Below are 26,147 nucleotides of genomic sequence, written 5' to 3' on the forward strand. Positions count from 1 at the left end.
CTCCCGCTGCCCCCGCAACCCCCATCCGCCGGACACCCAGCCCACACACCTCACCCGGCCGGCAACGGGCAAACCGGCGCGACCCCAACACGCCTCACACCACGCGGCATCAGATGTTCCGACTGCAGCACAACGCCAACCCACGCGGCGGTCTCCACATCTGCAGCCACAAGGTCACCCGCTGCCCCCGCAACCCCCATCCGCCAAGCACGCGCCCCACCCTGCAACCCCAGCCCGACAGAAACACACCCCCGCCCGCAACCCCCAATCCGCCAGGCACCCACCCCGCCGAGCAACTCTGAACCCGCCAAGCACCCACCCTGCCGAGCTAGTCCGAACCCCGCCATGCATGCTCGTCGCCCAGAAGCGACCGGCTGTGCGACCCAGGCACCAAACCCACTCCGCCCCAGATCGCACAGCGACCAGCTGCTCGTGTCCATCACCGAGCCGCACACCATCGTCGGCACCGAAGCGACCGAGGGCAGCGGCAGCCAGCGCACCGCGAAACATGCCGCCCAACACGGCACCGGGTCACGGCCCAGCACCGCGCCCCACCGAGGTAGCGTTCGCACGTGCGTCTAGTCCTCGCCTCCCAGTCCCCCGCCCGCCTCGCCGTTTTGCGCAGCGCCGGTCTCGATCCGGCGGTCGTCGTGTCCGGTGTCGACGAGGACGCCGTCGCGGCTGCGCTCACCGATCCCGAACCCGCCGAACTCGTGTTGGCTCTCGCCAAAGCCAAGGCCAACGCCGTCGTCGAGATGGTCTCCGAGCCGGACGCCGTGATCGTCGCGTGCGATTCCATGCTTTCCATCGGCGGCGAGATGGTCGGAAAGCCCGCCACGGCCGAGGTCGCTAAGCAGCGCTGGGCCCGGATGGCCGGCGGCTCCGGTGTCCTGCTCACCGGGCACACGGTGGTCCGGATCGACGGCGGGCAGCGCACCAAGGAAGCCTCCGGCACCCGGTCCACCACCGTGCACTTCGCCAACCCCACGCAGGCCGAGATCGACGCTTACGTCGCCACCGGCGAACCGCTGCACGTCGCGGGGGCGTTCACGCTCGACGCGCTCGGCGGGTGGTTCGTCGAGGGTGTCGAGGGGGACCCGTCCAGCGTGATCGGGATCAGTCTTCCGCTGCTTCGGCAGCTCCTCGCCGAGGTGGGCGTCAGCGTCACCGAAATGTGGAAGTAGTTCACATATTGGGACGATGTGTCACTCGGACGAGTGATCAGGGAAAGTCGATCCCGGCCCGCACCCGGGCCAGCGGAAACTCTCGACCTCTCTGGGGTGGCACATGTCCTTTGTCAGGACGTACACCAAGCCGCGCGTGTTCGCCGCGGCCGTACTCGGCTCGCTTGTCGTGGGCGCCGGCCTCGGCGTGCTCGCGCGGACGACTGAAGCCGGCTGGCTGACCGACACCCTCGACCACATCGGCACGATCTTCACGACCCTGCTGCAGATCGCGGTGATCCCGCTGGTCTTCACGGCGATCGTGGTCGGCATCAACAGCCTCCGCGGCCTCGGCGGCGGCCGCACCGCCGCGCGGCTCGGCGGCAAGACCGTGCTGTGGTTCGCGATCACGTCGTTCATCGCCTCGCTGATCGGGATCGCGATCGGCAAGCTGTTCAACCCCGGCTCCGGCGGGCTCGGCGAGGGCGTCGCGGCCACCGCGAAGAACGCCGACAAGGCCGCGAAGAGCATGAGCCACTGGGGTTCCTGGGACGCCTTCATCAAGGGCCTGCTGCCGGAGAACTTCTTCTCCGCCTTCGCCGAGGGCAGCACGCTCCAGGTGCTCTTCCTCGCCGTCGTGATCGGCGCGGCCGCCTACAGCCTCGGCGACAAGGCGAAGCCGTTCGTCGAGTTCACCACCAGCGTCTTCGAAATCGTTCAGCGCTACCTCGGCTGGATCGTGCGGCTCGCGCCCCTCGGCATCATCGGCCTGATCGGCGCCGCCGTCTCCAACTACGGCGACGCGCTGTTCCGCCCGCTGCTGTCGACCACGCTCGCGGTGTACGTCGGCTGCCTGCTGGTCCTGTTCGTCGTCTACCCGATCCTGCTGCGGTTCGTCGCGAAGGTGAGCCCGCTGACGTTCTTCGCCAAGGCAGGCACCGCGATCCAGTTCGCGTTCGCGTCGCAGTCGAGTTCGGCGACGCTGCCGCTGACCCGGCAGTCCGCGGTGAACCTCGGCGTCGACCCCGGTTACGCCGCCTTCGCCACCCCGCTCGCCAGCGCGACCAAAATGGACGGTTGCGCCGCCGTGTTCCCGGCGATCGGCGCGATCTTCATCGCCAACCTCGCCGGGGTGCCGCTGAGCTTCGGCCAGTACGTCGGCATCGTGGTCGTCGCCGTGGTCGGCGCGCTGGCCACCGCGGGCACCACCGGCTGGCTGACCGCGCTCACCCTGACCACCGCGTTCATCGGTCTCGACGCCAAGCAGGTCGCGCTCGGCATCGCGCTGATCTACTCGGTGAACCCGATCATGGACATGATGCGCACCGCCACGAATGTCGCGGGCCAGATCGTGGTCCCGACGATCGTCGCGCGCAGCGAGGGCCTGCTCGACGACGAAATCCTCGACACGCAGACCGCTCGCCCGAACCACCGCGACGAAGGCAGCGCCGCCCGGCCCGTCACCGCCTGACGCCTCGTGAGCGGCGATCCCGGGGAGAACCGGGATCGCCGCTCACGAGTTGCTGGAACAACGCCGCAGCTGGGATTTCCTCAGCTCTACGTCCGGCCAGCCGCGGAAATTCGACGGCGCGGTGACGGTGCTCGTGCAGCCCATCACCTCGCCGTCGAGTTCGTACACCTCGCCCACCACCGGAGCCGCCTCGCAGCGCGGCGTGCCGGAGACCGCCTCCGGGCATTCGTGCCGGACGACGATCACGTCCGGACGGCCGTCCTGGCTCACGTCGTAGAGCGACAGCGAACCGGCATCGGAGAAATACGGCTTCCCGTAGTCGCGCCACGCCCCGCCGGACTCGGTGAGCAGTTCGCCGTACGAGCCGCCGGCCGCGTCGCCGCGGATCAGGCACGCGGCGGTCGACCCGTCGATGCAGCGCAAGGAAGTCGCCGTCAGCTTCGCGCCCATGCTCGTGATCGCCAGTTCGAACTCGGTGCCCGGCTGCTGCCCGACCTGGACCCGGCCCGATCCGCCCGCGGCGTCGGCCAGCAACACGACCGGGGTACCGCCGACGCTCACCGCGGCCACCTGCCGACAGGGCCCGTTCCCGCAGGTCGAGGACGATCCGTCCACCGGAGCCGCATCGGGCTCGCGCGGCGCCATGGTGACGGCGCCGTCCGGCTTCGGGCGCAGCACGACGACCACGACGAGCGCCGCCGCCGTGACCACCGCCGCCAGAACGGAGGTGAGCAGCGCGGATCGCGGGACGCGCTTCGGCCAAGTCCGCATATCCGAGACTGTAAGCGACCTTGCACACCGTGTCCGTCTATGTTGTCGGAGTGACGAACCCCAATTTGCCCCCGGCCCTTTACCTGCCGACCGGCCCCGCCGGCCCGACCACCGACGGCCAGACCGGAGCCAACGTCGAACTCCGCCGCACTCCCGACGGCCGCACCGCGCTGGTCGCCTTCACCGCGCTCGACCGGCTCGTCGACTGCTGCGGCGAGCACCAGCCGTGGATCCTGGTCAACACCGAGAACCTGGCGCTGGTGCACCAGGTCAACCCCTACGACGTCATCGTGCTGGACTCCGAACTACCGGCCGAACTGCGGCATCAGGCTCCGGCCGGACGGGTATAAACAGGACCGAACTGGGTGGTCCACCTCTCAATCCAGGCCCTGCCCTGGTCCGTAGACTCCCGGTTGACCAGCAGCGCGGCGACGGGCACGGGAGGTATGTGGTGAGCGAGCAGGACACCGCGAGCACAGGCGGTCCGGTGACCAAGGTCCTGATCGCGAACCGGGGCGAGATCGCGGTTCGCGTGATCAGGGCCGCGAAGGACGCGGGCCTGCAGAGCGTGGCCGTGTACGCGGACCCGGACCGGGACGCTCCGCACGTGCGCCTCGCCGACGAGGCGTTCGCCCTCGGCGGGACCACCGCGGCCGAGAGCTACCTCGCGATCGACAAGATCCTCGACGCCGCCAAGCGGTCCGGTGCCGACTCGGTCCACCCCGGCTACGGCTTCCTTTCCGAGAACGCCGAATTCGCCCAGGCCGTCCTCGACGCGGGCCTGACCTGGATCGGGCCGAGCCCGCAGTCGATCCGCGACCTCGGCGACAAGGTGACCGCGCGGCACATCGCGATGCGCGCGGGCGCGCCGCTCGTGCCCGGCACCAAGGAGCCGGTGAAGGACGCCGACGAGATCATCGCGTTCGCCGACGAGCACGGCCTGCCGGTCGCGATCAAGGCGGCGTTCGGCGGCGGCGGCCGCGGCCTGAAGGTCGCCCGTACCCGCGAGGAAATCCCTGAGCTGTTCGAGTCCGCGACGCGCGAGGCGGTGGCCGCGTTCGGCCGCGGCGAATGCTTCGTGGAGCGCTACCTGGACAAGCCGCGGCACGTCGAGGCGCAGGTGCTGGCCGACCACCACGGCAACGCGATCGTCGTCGGCACCCGCGACTGTTCGCTGCAGCGCCGCCACCAGAAGCTGGTGGAAGAGGCCCCCGCGCCGTACCTGTCCGACGACCAGCGCGCCCGGATCCACGAGTCCGCCAAGGCCATCTGCAAAGAAGCCGGCTACTACGGCGCGGGCACCGTCGAGTACCTCGTCGCGGTGGACGGCACCATTTCCTTCCTCGAGGTGAACACCCGGCTGCAGGTCGAGCACCCGGTGTCGGAGGAGACCACCGGCATCGACCTGGTCCGCGAGATGTTCCGCATCGCGCGCGGCGAGAAGCTCCGGATCACCGAGGACCCGACGCCGCGCGGCCACTCGATCGAGTTCCGCATCAACGGCGAGGACGCCGGCCGCGGCTTCCTGCCCGCGCCGGGCACCGTCACCAAGTTCGTCGCCCCGTCCGGTCCGGGCGTGCGCGTCGATTCCGGTGTCGAAGCCGGCAGCGTGGTCGGCGGCCAGTTCGACTCGATGCTCGCCAAGCTGATCGTCACCGGTTCGGACCGGCAGAACGCGCTCGAGCGCAGCCGTCGCGCGCTGGCCGAGTTCGAGGTCGAGGGCATGGCCACGGTGCTGCCGTTCGACCGGGTGATCGTGAACGACCCGGCGTTCATCGGCGACGAAAACGGCTTCAGCGTGCACACCCGCTGGATCGAGACCGAGTTCGACAACCAGATCGAGCCGTTCGTCGCCCCGGACATCGAGGCCGAGGAAGAGGCGCCGCGGCAGAACGTCGTGGTCGAGGTCGGCGGACGCCGGCTCGAGGTCTCGCTGCCGGGCGGGTTCGCCCTCGAAGGCGGCGGCGCGCCCGCGGCGACGAAAGCCAAGCCGCGCAAGCGGGCCGGCGGCGCGAAGGCAGCGGTGAGCGGCGACGCGGTCACCGCGCCGATGCAGGGCACCATCGTGAAGATCGCGGTCGAGGAAGGCCAGCAGGTCGAAGCGGGCGAGCTGATCGTGGTGCTGGAAGCGATGAAGATGGAAAACCCGGTAACCGCGCACAAAGCGGGCACCGTCACCGGGCTTTCGGTCGAGATCGGCTCCGCGGTCACGCAGGGAACGCAACTCTTGGAGCTCAAGGACTGAAGTTGTGCTGAATGTCGTGGGTGCCGCGCCCTCGCGCGGCCTACCATCGACTACGTGACTGAGGTTCCGTCTCCGCAGCTGCGGATCAGCGACCAGGAGCGAGAGTCCGCGCTGAATGCGCTCGGTGAGCACATGAGCGCGGGGCGGATCGACATCGACGAGTTCGGCGAACGATCCGCCCGGATCACCGCGGCCAAAACCCGGGGCGAGCTGGGCGAGTTGTTCACCGACCTTCCGGTGCCGCATCCGGTGTTCGGTGCGGGAGCGACTGCCGCGCCCTCACCGGCCGCGACGCCGGCGCCCGTGCAGCCCGCGGCGTCCGGAGAGGTGGCCGTGCGGCAGCCGGAATGGTCGCCGGCGCAACGCGCGGTCGCCGCCCTGACCCCGCTGGTGTGGGTCGCGGCGATCGCCCTGATCGCCACCGGCACCGCGGGCTGGCCGGTGATTTTCGCGCCGATCGCGCTCACCGCGGTCGGCCGTGCGCTCTGGGGCAAGGGTTTCGAGCACCATGACCATCACCACCACGACCGGCATCGGGAACGCCGCGAGGAGTTCCGGGCGATGCGCGACGAACACCGGCGCCAGCGCCGGCTGGACCGCTGAGGCGGACCATGGCTGACCTGCGGCTGAGCGACGCCGAACGCCAGGACGCGCTCGACGTCCTCTCCGAGCACGTCCGCACCGGACGCCTCGACATCGACGAATACGGCAGCCGCTCGGCGAAGGTCACGTCAGCCAAGCTGGTGAGCGAACTGGTGCCGCTGTTCGAAGACCTGCCTTCGCCGCGCCCGAGCGCGTTGCTGGCCACTGCCCGGCCGGAACCGGTCGTGCCGTCCGCCCGCAACGGCAACGACGGCGGCGGGCTCGGCGCGTTCGTGATGCGGTATTCGCTGCCGCTGTCGATCGCGTTGGCGGTCATCGTGCTCGTCCTGACGCGCGGACGGCTGCTGATCGTGTTCGCGCTGCCATTGCTGCTGGTCCTCTTCAGCGGATGGCGGCGGCGCTGAGCCCGCCAGAACGCACACCGCGGCTCAGCCCGATGATGGGGTTGCGGCCGGGTTCGGTCGATCCGAGGGCCGAACGATGGGCAGGCCCGGTGTTCGCCGGGGTCGGGATTCTGGCGCTCGCGGTGTGCACGCTCATCGCCGCCGGTCAGCCGCACGGCGACCCCGCGCACTGGCGCACCACTCTGCTTCTCGCCGCGGCGAGCGGACTGTGGCTCCTCTTGCTGATCCCGGTTTTCCCGCGGCGCACGCAAAAACCGTGGCTGGCCATCGGATTCTTCGTCGTGCTGCTGGCTGCCGCGACCGTGCTCACCTCCCGCCTGGACCCGTTCACCGCTTTTGCCTCGGTGGGCTACCCGATCGCGTTCGTGTTGTTCCCGACGCGGTGGAGCATTTTCGCGGCGGCCGCGACGGCAGTGGTTCCGTTGCTCGCCAAGGGAATTTGGCAACCGTCGCCACCGTGGATCACCGCGGTTTCGATCGTCGGGCCGATTCTGTATGCAGCGTGGTTCGTCGGTGCGGAGAACGAGCGACGCCGTCGTACCAACGAAGAACTCGCACAGTCGAACGCGCGGCTGGAAACGGCGTTGACGGAAAATGCCGCACTGCATGCGCAATTGCTGACCCAAGCCCGAGAGGCAGGGGTGCTCGACGAGCGACAGAGAATGGCTCGCGAAATTCACGACACTGTCGCTCAGGGATTGACCGGAATCGTCACGCAACTGCAGGCCGCCGACCGGGCCACCGAAGCCGCGGATCGGCAACGGCATCTCGACCACGTCCACACGCTGGCGAAGGACAGTCTCACCGAGGCGCGTCGAGCGGTTCAGGCGTTGCGACCGGAGCCGTTGGCGGATTCGCACCTGCCGGAAGCGTTGGCCGGATTGGCGAATCGAGTGTCCGACACCTCCGGCGTCAAGGTGACCGCCGACGTCGAAGGGGACGCGCGGCCGTTGCTGCCGGAGCTGGAAGTAGCGCTGTACCGGGTGGCGCAGGAAGCCTTGGCCAACGCGGAAAAACACGCGCGCGCCAACCGGATCGGCCTCACCCTGACCTACACCAGCGACCTGGTCATGCTCGATGTCCGGGACGACGGAAAGGGTTTCGCCCCCGGCGACCGCGGCGACGGCACCGGCTTCGGCCTGGAAGCGATGCGCCAGCGCGTGCAACGGGTCGCGGGCTCGCTGACCATCGAGTCCGCGCGAGGGGAAGGGACCGCCGTGCACGCGGAGTTCCCAGCGATCTCCTCGCCCGGCACCGCTTGAGTCCGTCAATCATCCGAACGCTGCCACCCGGCACAAATTTCACCCTGCGTCCACCCCGGTCGTGACGCGACACGCAGCCGTTTCGCGCCTCCGGACGGTTAGGCTCGAGTCGTGGAACCCGTGGAAATCAACGCGGGCGCGTACTACCTGCGTCAACTGCGCGCGGACCGGCATCTCGACGACCGGCCCGCGCTGATGGAGGCGTTCGCGGACCCGCAGCATCGGCGGTACGTGCTGAACTACCGGTTGCGCACGCCCGACGAAGCGACCGAGTACGTGACGCTGCGCGCCGCGCAGTGGGCGTGCGACGAGCGCTGCTCGTGGGCCGTGGCCGAACCGGCGACCGGCCGGCTGCTCGGCGAGGTCGGCCTGCGCGATCTGGACCTCCGCTTCGGCACCGCCGAGGCGTCGGTGTGGACGCATCCCGCCGAACGGGGCAAAGGCATCGCCGCGGTAGCGCTTTCGGCCGCGATCCAGTTCGGGTTCGCCCGTCTGGGCCTGCATGAAATCGCCTACCGGCACGACGAAAGCAACACCGCGTCCGAGGTCGTCGCGAAGCGGGCCGGGTTCACCCGCGTCGGACCCGAAGACCGGCCCTCGCCCACCGGGGAAACGCTCATCCGCTGGGTGCTGAAGCCCTCGTGAGCGCCGGTGCTTCCCGGCACTCACGAGGAAAAGCTCAGCTGACCGGCTCGATCAATCCCGCCCGGGCCTCCGGAGCCGCGGCCCGCAGCGCGTCCGCCGACTCGTCCGTCGGCTGCAGCTGCGAATCCCGCTCCGCCTCGACCCGCGCCCGGTAGACCTCGACCTCGCGCTTGGTCTCCTCTTCGGACCAGCCCAGCACGCCGGCCACCAGGTGGGCGACCTGCTCGGCGCAGTCGACGCCGCGGTGGGCGTACTCGATGGAGATCCGCGTGCGCCGCGCGAGGACGTCCTCCAGGTGCAGCGCACCCTCGTGGCTGGCCGCGTACACGACCTCCACGCCGAGGTAGTCCGGTGCCGACTCGATCGGCTTGAGCAGCTCCGGCCGGTCCGCCGCGAGCGCCAGCACCTCGTGCACCAGCGAGCCGTAGCGGTCGAGCAGATGCCGCACGCGGTACGGGTGCAGCCCGTGCTCCGCGGCCAGGTGGTCGGCCTGGTTGACCAGCGCGTGGTAGCCGTCCGCGCCGAGCAGCGGGACCTTGTCGGTGATGGACGACGGCGGGCGGCCCGGCAGGTCGACCACCGCGGCGTCGACGGCGTCGGCCGCCATCACCCGGTACGTCGTGTACTTGCCGCCCGCGATCGCGACCAGTCCCGGCGCGACCCGCGCCACCGCGTGCTCGCGCGACAGCTTCGACGTCTCTTCGCTCTCTCCGGCCAGCAGCGGCCGCAGACCCGCGTACACGCCTTCGATGTCGTCGTGCGTCAGCGGCGTCGCGAGCACCGAGTTCACGTGTTCGAGCAGGTAGTCGATGTCGTGCTTGGTCGCTGCCGGGTGCGCGAGGTCGAGGTTCCAGTCGGTGTCGGTGGTCCCGACGATCCAGTGGTTGCGCCACGGGATCACGAACAGCACCGACTTCTCGGTGCGCAGGATCATCCCCGACTCCGACACGATCCGGTCGCGCGGAACCACGATGTGCACGCCCTTGCTGGCACGCACGCGGAACCGGCCGCGGCCGCCGGACAGCCGCTGCAGTTCGTCGGTCCACACCCCGGTGCAGTTGACCACGGCTCCGGCGTGGATCTCGGTCTCGCGGCCGTCCTCGACGTCGCGCACGCGCACGCCGGAAATCCGGTCCGCCTCGCGCAGGAAGCCGACGACCTGAGTGGAGGTCCGGACCACCGCGCCGTAGTGCGCGGCGGTGCGCGCGACGGTCATCGTGTGCCGGGCGTCGTCCGACTGCGCGTCGTAGTACCGGATGCCGCCGATCAGCGCCGACCGCTTGAGCGCGGGGACCATTCGGAGGGCACCCGCGCGGGTGAGATGTTTCTGGCCCGGCACCGACCGGGCGCCGCCCATCGTGTCGTACATGAGCAGCCCGGCGGCGGTGTACGGACGCTCCCAGATCCGGTGCGTCAGCGGGTACAGGAAGCTCACCGGCTTCACCAGGTGCGGCGCGATCTTCGTCAGCATCAGCTCGCGCTCGTGCAGCGCCTCGCGCACCAGTCCGAACTCGAGCTGCTCGAGATAACGCAGGCCGCCGTGGAAGAGCTTGCTGGACCGGCTCGACGTGCCGGACGCCAGGTCGCGGGCCTCGACAAGGGCCACCCGCAGGCCGCGGGTCGCCGCGTCGAGCGCCGTGCCCGCGCCGACGACGCCGCCGCCGATCACGACCAGGTCGAAGGTCTCGTCGCCGAAGCGCCGCCAGGATTCCTCCCGGCCCGCCGGACCCAGCTGGGCCGGGTCGCTGCCGCTGCGCGGATTCGTCACCACTCGTTCCTCCTCGTGCTCCACCTTCCCCAGCATCGCACGCTTGCGTGATCGTCCGCTGACCCCGAGGTGACACGTGTGGCGGAACCCATGACGATCATGGTCACATTGGTTCGCCCGGCTTATGGATTGCGAGCGTACGCACCGGTAACGTGCCGCGGACTGGGGTCGGCGACGAGGCTGTGGCCGGACGTGATCGGCCCTGCACAGACTGTCCAGTGTGGAGGTGCGGAGAGCGTGAGTCAGAGTCTGAGTCCGGGCGCGATCATCGTCTGGGAACTGCTGGGCACAGCAGTGCTCCTGTTGCTGGGCAACGGCGTGGTGGCCAACGTCGTGCTGCGGAAGAACAACGGCTTTCAAGCCGGCACGCTGTTCATCACCTTCGGGTGGGGCTTCGCGGTGTTCGCGGGGGCCAGCATCGCGGCGCCGACCGGCGCGCACCTCAACCCGGCGGTCACGCTGGGGCTTGCCATTTCGGGCAAGGTTTCGTGGACGGTCGTGCCGTATTACCTGATCGGGGAAATGCTCGGCGCGATTCTCGGCGCCGTGCTGTGCTGGCTGACCTACAAACTGCAGTTCGACGACCACCCGAATCCCGAGGAGACGCTCGGCATCTTCTCCACCGCCCCGCAGATCCGGAACAAGGCGTGGAACCTGGTGACCGAGATCATCGGCACCTTCGTGCTGGTCGGCTGGATCCTGTTCAACCCGGTCTACAAGAACGCCTCGACCGGGCCGGACTTCGGCAACGCGGCGCTCGGCTACGCGGGCGTGGCGTTCGTCGTGCTGGTGATCGGCATCTCGCTCGGCGGGCCGACCGGCTACGCCATCAACCCGGCCCGCGACCTCGGCCCGCGGCTCGCGTACGCGTTCCTGCTGCCGATCAAGGGCAAGCGCGACCCCGACTGGGGCTACTCGTGGGTGCCGGTCGTCGGGCCGCTGGTCGGCGCGGCGCTGGCCGCGGTGGTGTGGCTCGGCGTGCACAACTTGACCTGATCCCCTTTCCTGGAGGAAATCCATGACTTCATATGTCGCCGCGATCGACCAGGGCACCACGTCGACGCGTTGCATGATCTTCGACCACTCCGGCCGTGTCGTCGCGGTCGACCAGCGCGAGCACGAGCAGATCTTCCCGAAGGCGGGCTGGGTCGAGCACAACGCCGAGGAGATCTGGGAAAACACCCGGGCGGTCGCGGCGGGCGCGCTCGCCAAGGCCGACCTGCGGCCGACCGACATCGCCGCTGTGGGCATCACCAACCAGCGCGAGACGGCGCTGGTGTGGGACCGCAAGACCGGGAAGCCGGTGTACAACGCGATTGTCTGGCAGGACACCCGCACCGACAAGATCGCCTCCGAACTGGGCGCGCTCGGCGGCGGCCAGGAGCGCTACCGGTCGAAGACCGGTCTCCCGCTCGCGACGTATTTCTCCGGCCCGAAGATCAAGTGGATCCTCGACAACGTCGAGGGCGCGCGGGCCAGGGCCGAGGCGGGCGACCTGGTGTTCGGCAACATGGACACCTGGGTGCTGTGGAACATGACCGGCGGCACCGACGGCGGCGTCCACGTGACGGACCCGACGAACGCGTCGCGCACGCTGCTGATGGACCTCGACACCCTGCAGTGGGACGAGGACATCGCGGCGGAGATGGGCATTCCGCTGTCGATGCTGCCGGAGATCCGGTCGTCGTCGGAGGTGTACGGCAAGGTTCGTCCGCGCGGGGCCCTGGCCGAAGTGCCGATCGCGGGAATTCTGGGCGACCAGCAGGCGGCGACGTTCGGCCAGGCGTGCCTCTCGCCCGGTGAAGCCAAGAACACTTACGGCACCGGGAACTTCGTGCTGCTGAACACCGGCACGGAGAAGGTCCTGTCGGAAAACGGCCTGTTGACGACGGTCTGCTACAAGATCGGCTCGAACGACACGGTGTACGCGCTGGAGGGTTCGGTCGCGGTCACCGGTTCGCTGGTGCAGTGGCTGCGGGACAACCTGGGGTTGATTTCCTCGGCTGCCCAGATCGAGGAATTCGCCCGAACGGTCGACGACAACGGCGGCGCGTACTTCGTGCCGGCGTTCTCGGGCCTGTTCGCCCCGTACTGGCGTTCCGACGCACGAGGCGCGATCGTCGGCCTGACCAGGTTCGTGAACAAGGGCCACATCTCGCGGGCCGTGCTGGAGGCGACGGCGTTCCAGTCGCGCGAGGTGATCGACGCGATGAACGCCGACTCGGGTGTCCCGCTGAAGTCGCTCAAGGTCGACGGCGGGATGGTCGTGAACGAGCTGCTGATGCAGTTCCAGGCGGACATCCTCGGGGTGCCGGTCATCCGCCCGGTGGTGAACGAAACGACCGCACTGGGCGCGGCCTACGCGGCCGGGCTGGCAGTCGGGTTCTGGGAGTCAGAGGACGACATCCGCACGAACTGGGCGAAGGACAAGCAGTGGGACCCGTCGATGGACGAGTCCCGGCGGGAGAAGGAATACCGGAACTGGAAGAAGGCGGTGACGAAGACCTTCGACTGGGTGGAGGACTGATCCCGGCCTGAGCAGCGGTGAGGGGAACCCTGCGGGAACTGGCTTCCTGCGGGGTTCCCCTCACTGGCTTTTGTGGCCTGTGCGTGGGGACGAGGCAGCCAGCCGGTAGGTGGCTGCCCGACTCTGCGCCGCCGCATCACCGGGCCGGGCTCCACAACCAGCCCGGCAAGATGCGGTCCGATACACCGCAGGCTCGAGCGACAGCTAGCCGCTCGACCAGGCAGCCAACGCCACCAGACGCAGCTCAGCCCCGCACCGCGCTCGACAACTCCCGCCAGGCAGCGCGCCCGATCACCTCGGGCCCGAGAGGCAGCTGGTTACCCGACTGCGCACCGCTGTACGGCCAAGCCCAGCTCAACCCAGCACTGCGCTCGGCACCACCCGGCCCAGCACCGCAGGCTCGAGCGACGACTGGCCGATCAAACTCGGCACCGCAACGCCACCAAGCGCAACTCAGTCCAGCGCCGCACCTGGCAACACTCGGCCCGACACCGCTGGCCCGATCAAGACCCGCCTGCTCAGCTCAGTAACGCGGTACCACGTTGGCTCAGCTCGGTCCGAGAACACGGCGGCGCGGCAAGGCCCAGCACCTCGCCGCTCAACCGCCTCCCCGCTCAACCGCCTCGCCCCAGCCGTTCCCGACCGGGCGAACTCAGCCGCTCCCCCTAACCTCACCCCCACCCTTCCTGGGTCCCGGACTGGTCGTTGGGCGCCATCAACGAGAACCCCGCTCCCTGGTCGTCCACCGCGGCCACCATCCGGCCGTAGGGCGTGTCGGCCGGCGGGCTCACGACCGTGCCGCCTAGTTGCGGGATGCGGGCTGCCGACTCGTCCGCGTCCGACGTCCAGAAGTAGGTCACCCACCCGGGCTGTGCGGGGCTGTCCGCGGACAGCTCGCCGAGGCCGCCGACTGGCCGGCCGTCGATGTCCAGCGTCGCGTACGTGAAACCTGGCGCGGACATATCCCCGAAGCCGTATCCGAACACATCCGCGTAGAACTGCTTGGCCGCGGCGAAATCCCGGGTCATGCATTCGTTCCACGCGGGCGCTCCCGGCGTCAGCGTGGCCTGCGTGCCGGAGTGCCGACCTGGCTGCCACAGGCCGAACGTCGCCCCGGTCGGGTCGGTCGCGATGGCCATCCGGCCCTCGGTCAGGACGTCCATCGGCGGCGCGATGACCTGGCCGCCCGCCTCGACGATCGCGGCCGCCGTTTTGTCTACATCGGACACGGACAGGTACGTCGTCCACATCGGCGGCATGCCTGCCTGCTCCGGCGGGATCTGGCCGATGCCCGCAACCGGTTTTCCGGCTATCTGCGCCATTCCGTAATACCCGGTCTCCGGGCCGCCGGATTCGACTGTCCAGCCGAGCAGCGACTCGTAGAACGCGACCGCCTTGTCGCGGTCCGGCACCATCAAGTCGCCCCAGCACGGTGTGCCCGCGGGCCACGGTTCGGTCCTGGTGATCATGTGCGCCTCCCAGAATTGTGCCAACCGCCACAGTGTCGCACCGGGCACCGACAAAAACGGGAGCGTCTTGTTCAACGCGGTTTCAGCGCGCGCGATTCACCAGGTGGGCGTACACGATGATGTTGTCCACGTAGCTGTGCTCGGCCCGGTCGAACGCGCCGCCGCAGGTGATCAGGCGCAGCTCCGGGTCCGAAGTGTCCCCGTAGACCGCGTCGGTCGGGAAGACGTCCTTGGGCACCTGGTCCACTTTGGTCACCTGGAAGTGCGCGGTGGTGCCGTCGCGGCGGGCGATGTCGACGTCGTCTCCCGGCTTCATTTCCTTGAGCCGGTAGAAGATGCCTTTTTGCTTGTTCCCGTCCACGTGTCCGAGCACGACCGCGGGGCCGACCTCGCCCGGGGTGGGGCCGTTCTCGTACCACCCGGCCTGCAACGGTGTGCTGACCGGCGGAACCTGCACCGAATTGTCGGGATTGAGGCCGAGCGGCACCAGGCTGGAATGCGCGTCGATGCTCGGGATGTCCAGTGAAACCGGCTCCGATTTCGGCATCGCCGCCGACGAAGCGGACGGAACGCTGGAGGCGGGTGCCGCGGTCGTCGAGCCGACCGAGCATCCGGCCAGCAGCGCGGCGAGCGCGACGGACGTCGCGGCGAGTGTCTTCCTGATCATCTGTCCCCCGATCCGCCTGAGCCTGGCCGCGGTGAAGCAGCCAGGCCCAGCAGACTAGTCAGCCACGCCGGCGGCGACGCGCCGCCACGAGCCCGGTGCCGCCGAGCGCGAGGACGCCCATCGCGCCGGCCGCGATCGGCAGGCCGAGGTTCGCCTGGTCGTCCGTGACCGGACCGTCCGTGCCGCCGGTCTGCGGCGCACCGGACGGGACCTTGCTGACCTGCTTGGGCGCAGGCGCGGGCGCGGGCGTCGGCTTAGGGGCAGGCTTCGCGCCCAGGACGGTGAACTTCGTGGCGAGGTCGGCACTTCCGCAGGAGAACGAGACCTTGTACGAACCCGGCTTCACCCCGGCGCGGACGGTCGCGGTGCCCTGCGAGACCGGAGCCTTCGACGGGTCGTTCTGCGCGCCGACCGGGTGCAGCTTTCCGAACTGCAACGCCGCCGAATTCAGGTTCTTGATTTCCGAGGCCTCGCAGCCGACGCGCACCGTGACGCGGTCCCCGGCGCGGCCGGAGGACGGCAGCACCCGGATGAACGCCTTGGGCACGCCAGCGTTGCCGTCCGGCGGTTGTTCCGTACTCGGAGACGGCGCGGCAGTACTCGTCGCGGGCGGCGTGGTGGGCGCTTCAGCCGCGAAAGCGGGCGCGGCCGAAAGCATTCCGGCGGCGACGAGGGCGGAGAAAACAACGGTACGCTTCATGACACTCCCCTTTGGATGAAAATGCGATTCCCGCCGCGCACTGGCAGCGGCTAATCCCCGCCCGGCCGGCAGTTCCCCCTGCGGCCCGGGCGTTTCGCTCCGACAACAACCAAGACGTCTCCGCCCGCCGCGGGGTTGCCTGGGAACGAAAAAACCGCCGGAAACAATTTCCGGCGGTTTTCGGCAAGCCTGGACGATTAGCCGGCGAGGCTTCCGTCGCCCGCTTTCGCCGCGCCCTGGGGTACCCGCGACACCTGCGCGGCGGGCACGGTGAACGTCGCGTTGTACTGCTTCCCGTCGCACGTGACGGTGAGCGGATAACTGCCGGGCTGGGTGCCGGGCACCAGGCGCGCCTGCGCGCTCATCGTGGCCTTCACCCCGATCATCTCGCCGTAGGCGTAGCCGGAGAACTTCAGCGCCGGCGAGGTGAACGTCGCCGTGCCCGCCTTGGCCCCGGGGCAGTAAGCGAGCGCCATGTTCGGGTCCGAGCCACGTTGGTAGACGTTCACCTGGCCGTGCAGCACTGCGGTGTCCTGGTTCAGCTGCACGGTCACCGGATCGGGTGCCGGACCGTCCGCCGCCACCGCCGCCACCGCTGTCCCGGCCATTCCGATCGCCGCCGCCACCGCGAAAATCGCGCTCTTGCGCACCCTCAGTCCTTCCCCGTGCCACCCGTCTTCACCCCGCAAGACGCGGCGTGCGACACGGGGTTGCCCGGAAGCGGAAAATCAGTCCAGATCGTCGTGCCGCATGAGCTGACGGCCCGCTTCGGTGATCGATCCGGACAGCGACGGGTACACCGAGAAGGTCAGCGCCAGGTGGTCCACCGTCAGCTGGTTCTGCACGGCCAGCGCGATCGGCAGGATCAGCTCGCTCGCCGACGGCGCGACCACCACGCCGCCGACCACCACGCCGGTGGCGGGACGGCAGAACAGCTTCACGAAACCGCGGCGCAGGCCTTCCATCTTCGCGCGCGCGTTGGTGGCCAGCGGCAGCATGATCGTGCGCGCCGGAACCTCGCCGGAGTCGATCGCCTGCTGGCTGATGCCGACGGTCGCGATTTCCGGATGGGTGAACACGTTCGCCGCGACGGTCTTGAGCTTGATCGGCGCGACGCCCTCGCCCAGCGCGTGCCACATCGCGATGCGGCCCTGCATGCTGGCCACGGACGCGAGCATCAGCACGCCGGTGCAGTCGCCCGCCGCGTAGACGCCGGGGACGCTCGTGCGCGACACCCGGTCCACCGCGATGAAGCCGCCGGGGCCGGGCTCGATGCCGACGCGGTCGAGGCCGATGTCGGCGGTGTTCGGGATGGACCCGACGGTCATCAACGCGTGGCTTGCCTCGATCACGCGACCGTCGGCCAGGTGAACTTCGACGCCCTTTTCGGTGCGCTCGACGCGTTCCGCGCGGGCCTGCTTGGCCACTGTGGTGCCGCGCTGGGTGAAGACCTCTTCGAGCACCGCGGCGGCGTCGGCGTCCTCGTGCGGCAGCACGCGGTCGCGGCTCGACACGACGGTGACCTTCACGCCCATCTCGGTGTACGCGGAGGCGAACTCGGCACCGGTGACGCCCGATCCGATCACCGCGAGGTGCTCGGGCAGCTCAGTGAGGTCGTACAGCTGGCGCCAGTCCAGGATCCGCTCGCCGTCGGGCACCGCGCCGGGCAGCACGCGCGGGGTGGCCCCGGTGGCGATCAGCACGACGTCGGCGGACAGGAGTTCCACCGTCCCGTCGGAGTGCTTGACCTCCACCGTGTGGGTGGCCAGACCGGGCTCGTCGTCGGCGAACCGGGCTTCGGCGGTGACCACGCGAACGCCCTCGCGCTGCACGCGGGCGCGGATGTCGGCCGACTGCGCGAGCGCGAGGCCTTTCACCCGTCCGTGGACAGTCGGCAGGTCGACGGTGGTGTCCGCGAGATCGGTGTTGATGCCGAGCTCGCCGAGGTCATGCATCTTCGCCAGCGCGCCGGACGAGGCGATGAACGTCTTCGAGGGCACGCAGTCGTAGAGGACACAGGCGCCGCCGAGGCCGTCCCGCTCGACGATCGTCACGTCGGCGCCGTGCTGCGCCGCGACCAAGGCGGCTTCGTAGCCCGCCGGGCCGCCACCCATGATCACGATCCTGGTCACCTGGGTCCTCCTATGTCACACGTGCTTGGCGGTGGTCCTGACCCTACGCGGCGAACCTGACCGGCAAGCGAAGTGCCCGGACACGGCATGTGCATCCGAACGCGGCGGGGATGGGTCGCTAGGCTGTGCCGCGTGCCGTTGTATGCCGCTTACGGATCCAACATGGAGCCCGCCCAGATGCTGGAGCGCGCCCCGCACTCGCCCATGGCGGGCACCGGCTGGCTGGAAGGCTGGCGGCTGACCTTCGGCGGCGAGGACATCGGGTGGGAAGGCGCGCTGGCCACCATCGTCGAAGACCCGTCGTCGCGGGTGTTCGTGGTCCTGTACGACGTGACCGCGCTCGACGAGGAACGCCTCGACCGCTGGGAAGGCGGCGAGCTGGGGATGCACACGAAGATCCGGCTGCGGGTCCAGACGATGGACGGGTCGGTGCTGGCCTGGCTGTACGTCCTGGACGCGTACGAGGGCGGGCTGCCCTCAGCGCGGTATCTCGGGGTGCTGGCGGACGCCGCGGAGGCGGCCGGGGCCCCGGCCGATTACGTGGACGACCTGCGCACCCGGCCGTGCACCGGGATCAGCGGCTGACGGTTGCGGTCTTGACCGTCCGTGCGGGCAACCTTCACGGACGGTGATCCCCACCGTTCCCCCTCGCGGACGTTCAGCTGTTCGAGGGGCGAACCACCCCGCCGCGCGAGTGCCGGTTCGACCGCGCGACGGCGGCTGAGAACGTTCGTTTTCCGAGTCATCCACAGCCTGCCTGGACCGTCCCCAGCGGGGCTCGAAGTTGTCCCCAGCGGGACCTCCCTGTGGATAACTCCGCGTGACCCGATGATCCACAACTCCGCCGGACAGCCGCCCAATACCACACTGCAGAGGCTCACCCACACGGGCATCCACCACCGCGGAGCGCAGGAAAAATCGCAGCGCGTCACCAAAGATGACGGCAGAAATACGGTCGGCGGGGCCATCCCGACAGCTCCGAATTCCGCCAAAGCCGTTGCCGGACAACACGAAATCCACCCCGGGGAGCCAACGGCCAACCGCCACACTCGGGCAGCACAAAAGTCCGAAATGACTCTCGGTAAGCGCGCCGCAGCGGAGGCACCGGCGGTCTAGACCACAGCGCGTAACTCCCCGCTGACACCCCCGCACGAGGGGTGCCTCTCCCCCGCCTGAGTTATCCACATCGGCGTGATGCCTGTGGATAACTCAGGCCAGCGAGGCCAGCGCGGTGTGCACCAAAGTGCGCACTCCGACGAGCAGCGCGCGCTCGTCGAGGACGAACGTCGGGCGGTGGATGTCGGCCTGCGGAGCGGGCGGACCGGACCACACGCCGAGCCGGGCGAAGGCCCCGCTGACATGCTCCAGGTACCAGCCGAAGTCCTCGCCGCCGGACGACTGTTCCGTCCCGGCGAGCCCCGCTTCGCCGACCGCGGCCTCGACGCCGGCGCGCATCAGCGCGGTCGACTCCGCGTCGGAAACGACGGGCGGCACGCCGCGGCGGTAGTCGAGCGAGAAGCCGACGCCGGTCGGGGCCAGCAGCGATTCCACCGACGACGCGACGAGCGGCTCCAGCGCCTTCCACACCTCGTGGTCGGCGGTCCGCAGCGTGCCGCGCAGCACGCCGTCCTGCGGGACCGCGTTCGCGGCCTGTCCGGCGTGCACCGCGCCCCACACCAGCACCGTGCCGGACCGCGGGTCGACGCGCCGGGACAGCACCGACGGCAGCGACGTGATGACCGTGCCCAGCGCGTACACCAGGTCAGCGGTGAGATGCGGCCGCGAGGTGTGGCCGCCGGGCGAGGTGAGGCGCAGTTCGATCAGGTCGGCGGCGGACGTCAGCGCGCCGACCCGGGTGCCGACCTTGCCCGCTTCGAGCCGCGGGTCGCAGTGCAGGCCGTAGATCCGCTCGACGCCCTCCAGCGCTCCCGCGGCGATCATGTCCAGCGCGCCGCCGGGCATGACCTCCTCGGCGGGCTGGAAGATCAGCCGCACGCGGCCGGGCAGCTCGGGCGCGCCGGCGAGCGCGCGGCCGGCGCCGAGCAGGATCGCGGTGTGCGCGTCGTGGCCGCACATGTGCGCCGCGCCGTCGGTGGTGGAGCTGTAGGGCAGGCCGGTGTCCTCGGTCAGCGGCAGCGCGTCGATGTCCGCGCGCAGCGCGACGCAGCGCTCACCCTTGCCGATGTCGCACACCACGCCGGTGCCGCCGGGCAGCACCCACGGCTTCAGCCCGACCCGGCGCAGAAGCGAGACGATCAGCTCGGTCGTCTCGAACTCGTTGCGCGACAGCTCGGGGTGGGCATGGATGTGCCGCCGCCACGCGAGCACGTCCGTCGCGTTCGCGCGCAGCCAGTCGTCCAGCCAGAACGGGCCGCGGCCCGCGCCAAGGTCTTCCACCGGAGCCATGCTGACGCCGGCTTCGGTCAGCAGCGCGCCGGGCGCCGCGATCGGGTTGTGGTCACCTGGAACGTCCGGCCGTGAATCGAGCACCGTCACGCCGCACCTCCTCCCGCAACACGAGCGCAGGGGAACACGCAACGTGCCGATCGATCTGTCTTACGCATTGCGGTCGATCGTGCACCATGCAGGTGGCAAGCGGCGGTACCGTGCGCTTCGACCAAGACGGCCGGTAGCGGATCTGCGGCGAACGGCTGACGAAGTTCGGCGTGGGTGAACGCCGGAAAGCTCAGCCGCCTTGGGCCTTGCGGCGCTTGATGCGGTGGCGGCGGCCGAAGAACACGATGGCGAGCAGCACGACCGCGGCACCGCCTGCGATGAGGTTCTTCTTCGTCTTCGCCGCGTTGGCCTTGTCGGTCTGCGACGGGTCCAGCACCGGTCCCGGAGGCGCCTGGCGGACCGTGTTCACCTGCGTGATCACCGTCTCGGAAGCCACGGCGGCCGCGGCCGGACCCGAGGTCGCCGCGGACGCCGCCACCGGCAGCACCCCGGTGAGCAGCACGCCGAGCAGACCGGCCAGCAGCAGTCCCCGCACCTTCGCCATGACTTCCCTTCTACGCGGTCCCCGTGCATTGTGCCCGCCGAGGCGCGGGCCCGTCAGCCGCCACGCGGTGGGACCGGGTCCGCTCGCCTCGTGCTGACGACCGCCGGGCGCAACCAGCCCTGGATACGGGCACGAGACACTTGTGCGCACAGCGTTTTCTCTTCTTGGACGACGTTCAAGAAGCGGGATTCACGACGGTTCGGCGAACGCGGCCAAGATCCGCTCCGCGGCCAGCGTGGCGGTGAGTTCTCCGTCGCGCACCGCTCGTTCCACGTCGGCTACCTGCGCGCGAACGGCCGGATGCGCGGTGAGCCGGTCGAGCAGCTGCTCGCGGACCATCGACCACGTCCAGTCGACCTGCTGCTTCTTGCGCCGCTCGGCAAGATCACCCGATTCGGTGAGCACCTCGCGGTGCTTTCCGATCGCCGCCCACACCTCGTCGAGGCCGCTGCCCTCGAGCCCGCTGCACGTGAGAACCGGCGGCGTCCAGAGCGCGTCCTTGCCGTAGATCATCCGCAGCGCGCCCTGCAGCTCGCGCGCGGCGCGTTTGGCGTCGCGTTCGTGCGGGCCGTCGGCCTTGTTCACGGCGATGACGTCGGCGAGTTCCAGCACGCCCTTCTTGATGCCCTGCAACTGGTCGCCGGTGCGCGCCAGGGTCAGGAAGAGGAAGCAGTCGACCATGTTCGCCACGGTCACTTCGGACTGTCCGACCCCGACTGTCTCCACCAGCACGACGTCGAAGCCGGCCGCCTCCATCAGCACGATCGTCTCGCGGGTCGCGCGGGCGACGCCGCCGAGCGTGCCGGACGTCGGCGAGGGCCGGATGAACGCCTTCGGGTCGACCGCCAGCCGCGCCATGCGGGTCTTGTCGCCGAGGATCGAACCGCCGGTGCGGGTCGAGGACGGATCGACGGCGAGCACGGCGACCCGATGCCCGGCCGAGGTGAGGTCGGTGCCGAGCTGGTCGATAAATGTCGACTTGCCGACTCCGGGCACGCCGGTGATGCCGACGCGTTTCGCCCCGCCCGCGTGCGGGAGCAGCTCGACGAGCAGTTCCTGTGCTTGCCGCCGGTGGTCCTCGCGGTGCGATTCGACCAGCGTGATGGCCTTGGACAGGGTCCCCCGGTCGCCCGCGAGCACGCCCTTGGCGTAGTCGCCGACGTCGATCCGCCGCGGCAAGGTTCAGGACTCCTGCGCGGCCAGCTGCTCGAGCAGGTCGATCGCGGCGTCCGCGAGCACCGTGCCCGGGCCGAAGATCGCCGCCGCTCCCGCTTCGCGCAGCTCCGGGTAGTCCTGCGGCGGGATCACGCCGCCGACGACGACCATGATGTCCTCACGGCCCAGTTCGGCCAGTTCCTGGCGGAGCGCGGGCACCAGCGACAGGTGCCCGGCGGCCAGCGAGGACACGCCGATCACGTGCACGTCCGCCTCGGACGCCTGGCGGGCGACCTCGGCCGGAGTGGAGAACAGCGGGCCGACGTCGACGTCGAAGCCGAGGTCGGCGAAGCCGGTGGCGATTACCTTCTGGCCGCGGTCGTGGCCGTCCTGGCCCATCTTCGCGACGAGGATGCGCGGCCGGCGGCCTTCCTCTTCAGCGAATTTCTCGACCAGCTCGCGAGCCTTCTCGACGTTGTCCGACTTCCCCACCTCTTCCCGGTACACGCCGGAGATCGTGCGGATCTGGCCGGAGTGGCGGCCCCAGATCTTCTCCAGGGCGTCGGAGATCTCGCCGACGGTGGCCTTCGCGCGCGCGGCGTTGATGGCCAGCTCGAGCAGGTTGCCGTTGTTCTGCGCGCCTTCGGTGAGGCGGCGCAACGCGTCCTCGGTGGCCTGCGAGTCGCGTTCTTCGCGCAGTCGGCGCAGCTTTTCGAGCTGCTGTGCGCGTACGCCAGCGTTGTCGACCTTCAGCACGTCGATCTGCTGGTCGTCGGTGACCTGGTACTTGTTCACACCGATGACCGGCTGTCGTCCCGAGTCGATGCGCGCCTGCGTACGCGCGGCTGCCTCTTCGATGCGCAGCTTCGGGATGCCTTCGTCGATCGCGCGCGCCATGCCGCCCGCGCCTTCGACTTCGGTGATGTGGGCCCACGCCTTGCGCGCGAGGTCGTAGGTGAGCTTCTCGACGAACGCGCTGCCGCCCCACGGGTCGATGACGCGCGTGGTGCCGGATTCCTGCTGCAGCAACAGCTGGGTGTTGCGCGCGATCCGCGCGGAGAAGTCAGTGGGCAGCGCGAGCGCTTCGTCGAGAGCGTTGGTGTGCAACGACTGTGTGTGCCCCTGGGTGGCAGCCATCGCCTCGACGCACGTACGCGTCACGTTGTTGAAGACGTCCTGCGCGGTGAGCGACCAGCCGGACGTCTGGGAGTGCGTACGCAGCGACAGCGACTTCTGCGACTTCGGGTCGAACTGCTTCACGAGCTTCGCCCACAGCAGCCGTGCGGCGCGCAGCTTCGCGACTTCCATGAAGAAGTTCATGCCGATGGCCCAGAAGAACGACAGCCGCGGAGCGAACTTGTCGACGTCCAGCCCGGCCTCGACGCCCGCGCGGATGTACTCGACGCCGTCCGCGAGCGTGTACGCCAGCTCCAGGTCAGCGGTCGCTCCGGCCTCCTGCATGTGGTAGCCGGAGATCGAGATCGAGTTGTACTTCGGCATGTGCTGCGAGGTGTAGGCGAAGATGTCGGAGATGATCCGCATCGACGGCTGCGGCGGGTAGATGTAGGTGTTGCGGACCATGAACTCCTTGAGGATGTCGTTCTGGATGGTCCCCGCGAGCTGCTCCGGCTTCACCCCCTGTTCCTCGGCCGCGACCACGTACAGCGCGAGCACCGGCAGCACCGCGCCGTTCATCGTCATCGAGACGGACATCTTGTCCAGCGGGATGCCGTCGAACAGCTGGCGCATGTCGTAGATCGAGTCGATCGCCACCCCGGCCATGCCGACGTCGCCGGACACGCGCGGGTGGTCGGAGTCGTAGCCGCGGTGCGTCGCGAGGTCGAACGCGACCGACAGGCCCTTCTGCCCGGCCGCGAGGTTGCGGCGGTAGAAGGCGTTCGACTCCTGCGCGGTGGAGAACCCGGCGTACTGGCGGATCGTCCAGGGCTGGTTGACGTACATCGTCGGATACGGCCCGCGCAGGTACGGCGCGATGCCCGGGTACGTGTTCAGGAAGTCCACATCGGACAGATCGGCCGCGGTGTAGACCGGCTTCACGCCGATGCCCTCGGGGGTTTCCCAGGCCAGCGCGTCCGGCCCCTTGCCGGTGGCGTCCTGCACGGCCTGCGCCCACGCGGCCCGGTCGCCCGGTTCCGGCGTGCCGAGCGGGATGTCGGCGAAATTCGGGATGCTCATGCGGAGACTCCCAGCTGTGCGTGGAGGCTGGTCAGGACTTCGAGCGCGTCGCACCCGGCGTAGAGGTTGCCGCTGATTCCGTCGTAGGTTCCCTTGCCCGCCAGCAGCACGCTGTCCGCGCCGAGCGACGCCGCGACGGACGCGGCCTGTTCCTCGTACGCCGCGTCGGTGCCGCAGACGCACGCGATCTTCGCGCCGCTCTCGCGGAACGCGCCGGGCAGGTCGTCGGTCGCGCCCGGGTTCACCGCCTCGATGCCGCCCGCCTGCAACAGGTTCGTCGCGAAGGACGCGCGGCCGGTGTGCGCGGCGACCGGCCCCAGCGTGGCCAGGAAAACCTTCGGCCGCTCGCCGTGCTCAGCAAGGTAAGCGTCGGACGCGTCGCGCAGCTTCTCGTACTCCTCGGCGTACCGGTGCCGCGGCAGGCCGCCGTCCACAGTGGACGGAAGCGGATCGCGGGCGACCGGCTTTTCGTCCAGGTTCGGGAACTCGCTGACGCCGGTGAGCGGGTCGCGCCGGGTGGCGAGCCGGTTCGCGCGCTTCTCCCAGGTCTGCGCGAGCCGTCCGGCCAGCGCGCCGGACGCCAGCTCGGCCTCGATGCCGCCTGCCGCCTCGATCGCGGTGAACTCGCGCCACGCGGCTTCGGCGAGGTCGTCGGTGAGCTTCTCGACGTACCAGGAGCCGCCCGCCGGGTCGATCACGCTGCCCAGCTTCGACTCTTCGATGAGGATCGCATTGGTGTTGCGGGCGATTCGCGAGGAAAACGCGTCCGGCAGGCCGATCGCCGCGTCGAACGGCAGCACGGTGACCGCGTCCGCTCCGCCGACCCCGGCCGCGAAACAGGCGACGGTGGTGCGCAGCATGTTCACCCACGGGTCGCGCTGAGTGAACATCGACGGCGACGTGACCGCGTGCTGGTGCATCCCGCGCGCTTCGGCGGCCGCGCCGGAGACTTCGAGGACCCGGTCCCACAGCCGGCGCGCGGCGCGGAACTTGGCGATGGTGAGGAACTGGTCCGCGGTCGCGGCGAACCGGAATTCGATCTGCGCGGCCGCAGCGGCGACGTCCAGCCCCGCCTCGGTGAGCGCACGCAGATAAGCGACGCCGGCCGCGATCGTCGCCCCGAGTTCCTGGGCGTCGGACCCGCCTGCCTCGTGAAACGGCAGTCCGTCGGCGACGATCGTGCGGACCTTGGGGTACTTGGAGGCAACCTTCACGGCCAATTCGGCGGCCGGACCGAGCGGCAGCGCCTGCCCGGTGCGCGCCGAGGTGCCGAGCGGGTCCGCGCCGAGCGTGCCGACGGCTTCGCTGGCCGGGACCTCACGCTCGGCGAAGAGGTCGAGAAGGGCCTGAGCAGCGGTTTCGTACTCCGCACCGGCGTCGAGGACGATCGGCGCGAGACCGACGTACACCTCGTTCAGCGCGTCGGCGAGCGCGGAGATCGGGAGCGAACCCTCGCCGAGCCGCAGCCACACCGAAGACGCGCCGCCTTCGAGGTCAGCGAGGATCGCCGCGTTCGCCGCGCGGGCGTCTTCGCGCTGGTGGCGGACCCGGATGTCCCATCCGGTGTCGACGACCCCCTCCGGCCGGGTGCCGCGCACGAACGGCGGCAGCCCGGGGAAGCCGAGGTCGCCGCGCGCGTCCTCAGCGGTGTACAGCGGCTGGATCTCGATGCCGTCGTAGGTGCGCGAGACGAGCTTGCTCTCCGGCGCACCCGCGAAATCCTCGGGGAGCCTGCCGCTCTTGCGCAGCACTCCCGCCACCAGCTCCTGCCACTGGGCACGGTCCGCGGTCGGGAACTCCGCCGCGAGCGCGAGCCCGGGCTCGGAGTGCGGCGCCGACTCCGGACCAGCCACGTTCGTCATACCCAGTGATGGTAGAGGCAGGCCACCACCCGCACCTGTGACTCTGCTCGCCCCCCGTACGGGTGAACTCAGGGGTAGCGGTGCTGAGTCGAAGACTGACGGCGGG

23 protein-coding genes are annotated in these 26,147 nt (G+C 69.8%); 11 read left to right on the forward strand and 12 right to left on the reverse strand.

The features are described from left to right. Nucleotides 1–572: 572 nt before the first annotated feature. Nucleotides 573–1,184, forward strand: a complete 612-nt coding sequence (locus H5411_RS19260; RefSeq protein ID WP_101435844.1) for a Maf family protein — start codon at nt 573–575, stop codon at nt 1,182–1,184. Nucleotides 1,185–1,287: 103 nt separating this feature from the next. After that, on the forward strand, nt 1,288–2,634 hold the full coding sequence (locus H5411_RS19265) for a dicarboxylate/amino acid:cation symporter (RefSeq protein ID WP_183124534.1): 1,347 nt from the start codon (nt 1,288–1,290) through the stop codon (nt 2,632–2,634). 42 nt (nt 2,635–2,676) lie between these two features. On the opposite strand, the gene H5411_RS19270 is transcribed toward H5411_RS19265, so the two are convergent. Then, entirely contained in the window at nt 2,677–3,405 is a 729-nt protein-coding gene (locus tag H5411_RS19270; protein ID WP_183124536.1) for a hypothetical protein, read from the reverse strand. Nucleotides 3,406–3,434: 29 nt separating this feature from the next. On the opposite strand from H5411_RS19270, the gene H5411_RS19275 reads away from it, so the two are divergent. From H5411_RS19275 to H5411_RS19300, 6 genes are all read left to right on the forward strand, one after another. Then, nucleotides 3,435–3,755, forward strand: a complete 321-nt coding sequence (locus H5411_RS19275) for an SAV_915 family protein (protein ID WP_101440796.1) — start codon at nt 3,435–3,437, stop codon at nt 3,753–3,755. 101 nt (nt 3,756–3,856) lie between these two features. Continuing rightward, entirely contained in the window at nt 3,857–5,650 is a 1,794-nt protein-coding gene (locus H5411_RS19280) for an acetyl/propionyl/methylcrotonyl-CoA carboxylase subunit alpha (protein WP_183124539.1), read from the forward strand. 54 nt (nt 5,651–5,704) lie between these two features. After that, nucleotides 5,705–6,253, forward strand: coding sequence for a DUF1707 SHOCT-like domain-containing protein (locus H5411_RS19285; RefSeq protein ID WP_183124541.1), 549 nt, complete (start codon nt 5,705–5,707; stop codon nt 6,251–6,253). An 8-nt stretch (nt 6,254–6,261) separates the two neighbouring features. Further along, nucleotides 6,262–6,657: a DUF1707 SHOCT-like domain-containing protein gene (locus tag H5411_RS19290; protein ID WP_101435848.1), complete on the forward strand. Its 396-nt coding sequence runs from the start codon at nt 6,262–6,264 to the stop codon at nt 6,655–6,657. Then, the gene (locus H5411_RS19295) at nt 6,642–7,919 is read left to right on the forward strand and encodes a sensor histidine kinase (protein WP_183124544.1); all 1,278 of its coding nucleotides are present in this window, start codon (nt 6,642–6,644) and stop codon (nt 7,917–7,919) included. Before H5411_RS19290 ends, H5411_RS19295 begins: the two co-directional genes overlap by 16 nt. Before the next feature lie 111 nt (nt 7,920–8,030). Further along, the gene (locus tag H5411_RS19300; protein ID WP_312878442.1) at nt 8,031–8,564 is read left to right on the forward strand and encodes a GNAT family N-acetyltransferase; all 534 of its coding nucleotides are present in this window, start codon (nt 8,031–8,033) and stop codon (nt 8,562–8,564) included. Nucleotides 8,565–8,598: 34 nt separating this feature from the next. Here H5411_RS19300 and H5411_RS19305 read toward each other — a convergent pair whose 3' ends face one another. After that, entirely contained in the window at nt 8,599–10,368 is a 1,770-nt protein-coding gene (locus tag H5411_RS19305; protein WP_101435851.1) for a glycerol-3-phosphate dehydrogenase/oxidase, read from the reverse strand. 213 nt (nt 10,369–10,581) lie between these two features. Between H5411_RS19305 and H5411_RS19310 the strand changes: the two genes are divergently transcribed. Then, nucleotides 10,582–11,328, forward strand: a complete 747-nt coding sequence (locus tag H5411_RS19310; protein ID WP_101440797.1) for an MIP/aquaporin family protein — start codon at nt 10,582–10,584, stop codon at nt 11,326–11,328. 22 nt (nt 11,329–11,350) lie between these two features. Continuing rightward, complete coding sequence (gene glpK, locus H5411_RS19315) at nt 11,351–12,859, forward strand: glycerol kinase GlpK (protein ID WP_183124547.1); 1,509 nt, start codon at nt 11,351–11,353, stop codon at nt 12,857–12,859. 671 nt (nt 12,860–13,530) lie between these two features. Here glpK and H5411_RS19320 read toward each other — a convergent pair. The 5 genes from H5411_RS19320 to H5411_RS19340 form a co-directional block, all read right to left on the reverse strand. Continuing rightward, entirely contained in the window at nt 13,531–14,328 is a 798-nt protein-coding gene (locus H5411_RS19320) for a VOC family protein (RefSeq protein ID WP_183124548.1), read from the reverse strand. An 82-nt stretch (nt 14,329–14,410) separates the two neighbouring features. Then, a complete protein-coding gene (locus H5411_RS19325; RefSeq protein WP_183124549.1) occupies nt 14,411–14,995 on the reverse strand; it encodes a class F sortase in 585 nt (194 codons plus the stop codon). A gap of 58 nt (nt 14,996–15,053) precedes the next feature. Then, nucleotides 15,054–15,695: a hypothetical protein gene (locus H5411_RS19330; RefSeq protein WP_183124550.1), complete on the reverse strand. Its 642-nt coding sequence runs from the start codon at nt 15,693–15,695 to the stop codon at nt 15,054–15,056. A 197-nt stretch (nt 15,696–15,892) separates the two neighbouring features. After that, nucleotides 15,893–16,345: a hypothetical protein gene (locus tag H5411_RS19335; RefSeq protein ID WP_183124551.1), complete on the reverse strand. Its 453-nt coding sequence runs from the start codon at nt 16,343–16,345 to the stop codon at nt 15,893–15,895. Nucleotides 16,346–16,423: 78 nt separating this feature from the next. Next, the gene (locus H5411_RS19340; protein WP_183124552.1) at nt 16,424–17,827 is read right to left on the reverse strand and encodes an NAD(P)H-quinone dehydrogenase; all 1,404 of its coding nucleotides are present in this window, start codon (nt 17,825–17,827) and stop codon (nt 16,424–16,426) included. A gap of 132 nt (nt 17,828–17,959) precedes the next feature. On the opposite strand from H5411_RS19340, the gene H5411_RS19345 reads away from it, so the two are divergent. Beyond that, entirely contained in the window at nt 17,960–18,412 is a 453-nt protein-coding gene (locus H5411_RS19345; protein WP_183124553.1) for a gamma-glutamylcyclotransferase, read from the forward strand. Nucleotides 18,413–19,036: 624 nt separating this feature from the next. Here the strand turns inward: H5411_RS19345 and H5411_RS19350 are convergent. The 5 genes from H5411_RS19350 to H5411_RS19370 all read right to left on the reverse strand — a co-directional run bounded on the left by H5411_RS19350 (nt 19,037) and on the right by H5411_RS19370 (nt 26,041). Continuing rightward, nucleotides 19,037–20,323: an amidohydrolase gene (locus H5411_RS19350; protein WP_183124554.1), complete on the reverse strand. Its 1,287-nt coding sequence runs from the start codon at nt 20,321–20,323 to the stop codon at nt 19,037–19,039. A gap of 190 nt (nt 20,324–20,513) precedes the next feature. After that, on the reverse strand, nt 20,514–20,828 hold the full coding sequence (locus H5411_RS19355) for a hypothetical protein (protein ID WP_101435858.1): 315 nt from the start codon (nt 20,826–20,828) through the stop codon (nt 20,514–20,516). A 189-nt stretch (nt 20,829–21,017) separates the two neighbouring features. Next, on the reverse strand, nt 21,018–22,007 hold the full coding sequence (meaB, locus tag H5411_RS19360) for a methylmalonyl Co-A mutase-associated GTPase MeaB (RefSeq protein WP_101435859.1): 990 nt from the start codon (nt 22,005–22,007) through the stop codon (nt 21,018–21,020). Between the two features lie 3 nt (nt 22,008–22,010). After that, a complete protein-coding gene (gene scpA, locus H5411_RS19365) occupies nt 22,011–24,179 on the reverse strand; it encodes a methylmalonyl-CoA mutase (protein ID WP_183124555.1) in 2,169 nt (722 codons plus the stop codon). Further along, nucleotides 24,176–26,041, reverse strand: coding sequence for a methylmalonyl-CoA mutase family protein (locus H5411_RS19370; RefSeq protein WP_183124556.1), 1,866 nt, complete (start codon nt 26,039–26,041; stop codon nt 24,176–24,178). The genes scpA and H5411_RS19370 overlap by 4 nt, the downstream gene beginning before the upstream one ends. Nucleotides 26,042–26,147 lie beyond the last annotated feature (106 nt).

It is taken from the genome of Amycolatopsis echigonensis (genome assembly GCF_014174495.1).
Classification (GTDB): domain Bacteria; phylum Actinomycetota; class Actinomycetes; order Mycobacteriales; family Pseudonocardiaceae; genus Amycolatopsis; species Amycolatopsis echigonensis.

What these genes read in the sequence shown, in the direction of transcription:
- H5411_RS19265 (WP_183124534.1), top strand. Translation starts at nt 1,288, where the DNA reads ATGTCCTTTGTCAGGACGTACACCAAGCCGCGCGTGTTCGCCGCGGCC.
- H5411_RS19270 (WP_183124536.1), bottom strand. Translation starts at nt 3,405, where the DNA reads ATGCGGACTTGGCCGAAGCGCGTCCCGCGATCCGCGCTGCTCACCTCC.
- H5411_RS19290 (WP_101435848.1), top strand. Translation starts at nt 6,262, where the DNA reads ATGGCTGACCTGCGGCTGAGCGACGCCGAACGCCAGGACGCGCTCGAC.
- H5411_RS19295 (WP_183124544.1), top strand. Translation starts at nt 6,642, where the DNA reads ATGGCGGCGGCGCTGAGCCCGCCAGAACGCACACCGCGGCTCAGCCCG.
- H5411_RS19305 (WP_101435851.1), bottom strand. Translation starts at nt 10,368, where the DNA reads ATGCTGGGGAAGGTGGAGCACGAGGAGGAACGAGTGGTGACGAATCCG.
- glpK (WP_183124547.1), top strand. Translation starts at nt 11,351, where the DNA reads ATGACTTCATATGTCGCCGCGATCGACCAGGGCACCACGTCGACGCGT.
- H5411_RS19320 (WP_183124548.1), bottom strand. Translation starts at nt 14,328, where the DNA reads ATGATCACCAGGACCGAACCGTGGCCCGCGGGCACACCGTGCTGGGGC.
- H5411_RS19325 (WP_183124549.1), bottom strand. Translation starts at nt 14,995, where the DNA reads ATGATCAGGAAGACACTCGCCGCGACGTCCGTCGCGCTCGCCGCGCTG.
- H5411_RS19330 (WP_183124550.1), bottom strand. Translation starts at nt 15,695, where the DNA reads ATGAAGCGTACCGTTGTTTTCTCCGCCCTCGTCGCCGCCGGAATGCTT.
- H5411_RS19355 (WP_101435858.1), bottom strand. Translation starts at nt 20,828, where the DNA reads ATGGCGAAGGTGCGGGGACTGCTGCTGGCCGGTCTGCTCGGCGTGCTG.
- scpA (WP_183124555.1), bottom strand. Translation starts at nt 24,179, where the DNA reads ATGAGCATCCCGAATTTCGCCGACATCCCGCTCGGCACGCCGGAACCG.
- H5411_RS19370 (WP_183124556.1), bottom strand. Translation starts at nt 26,041, where the DNA reads ATGACGAACGTGGCTGGTCCGGAGTCGGCGCCGCACTCCGAGCCCGGG.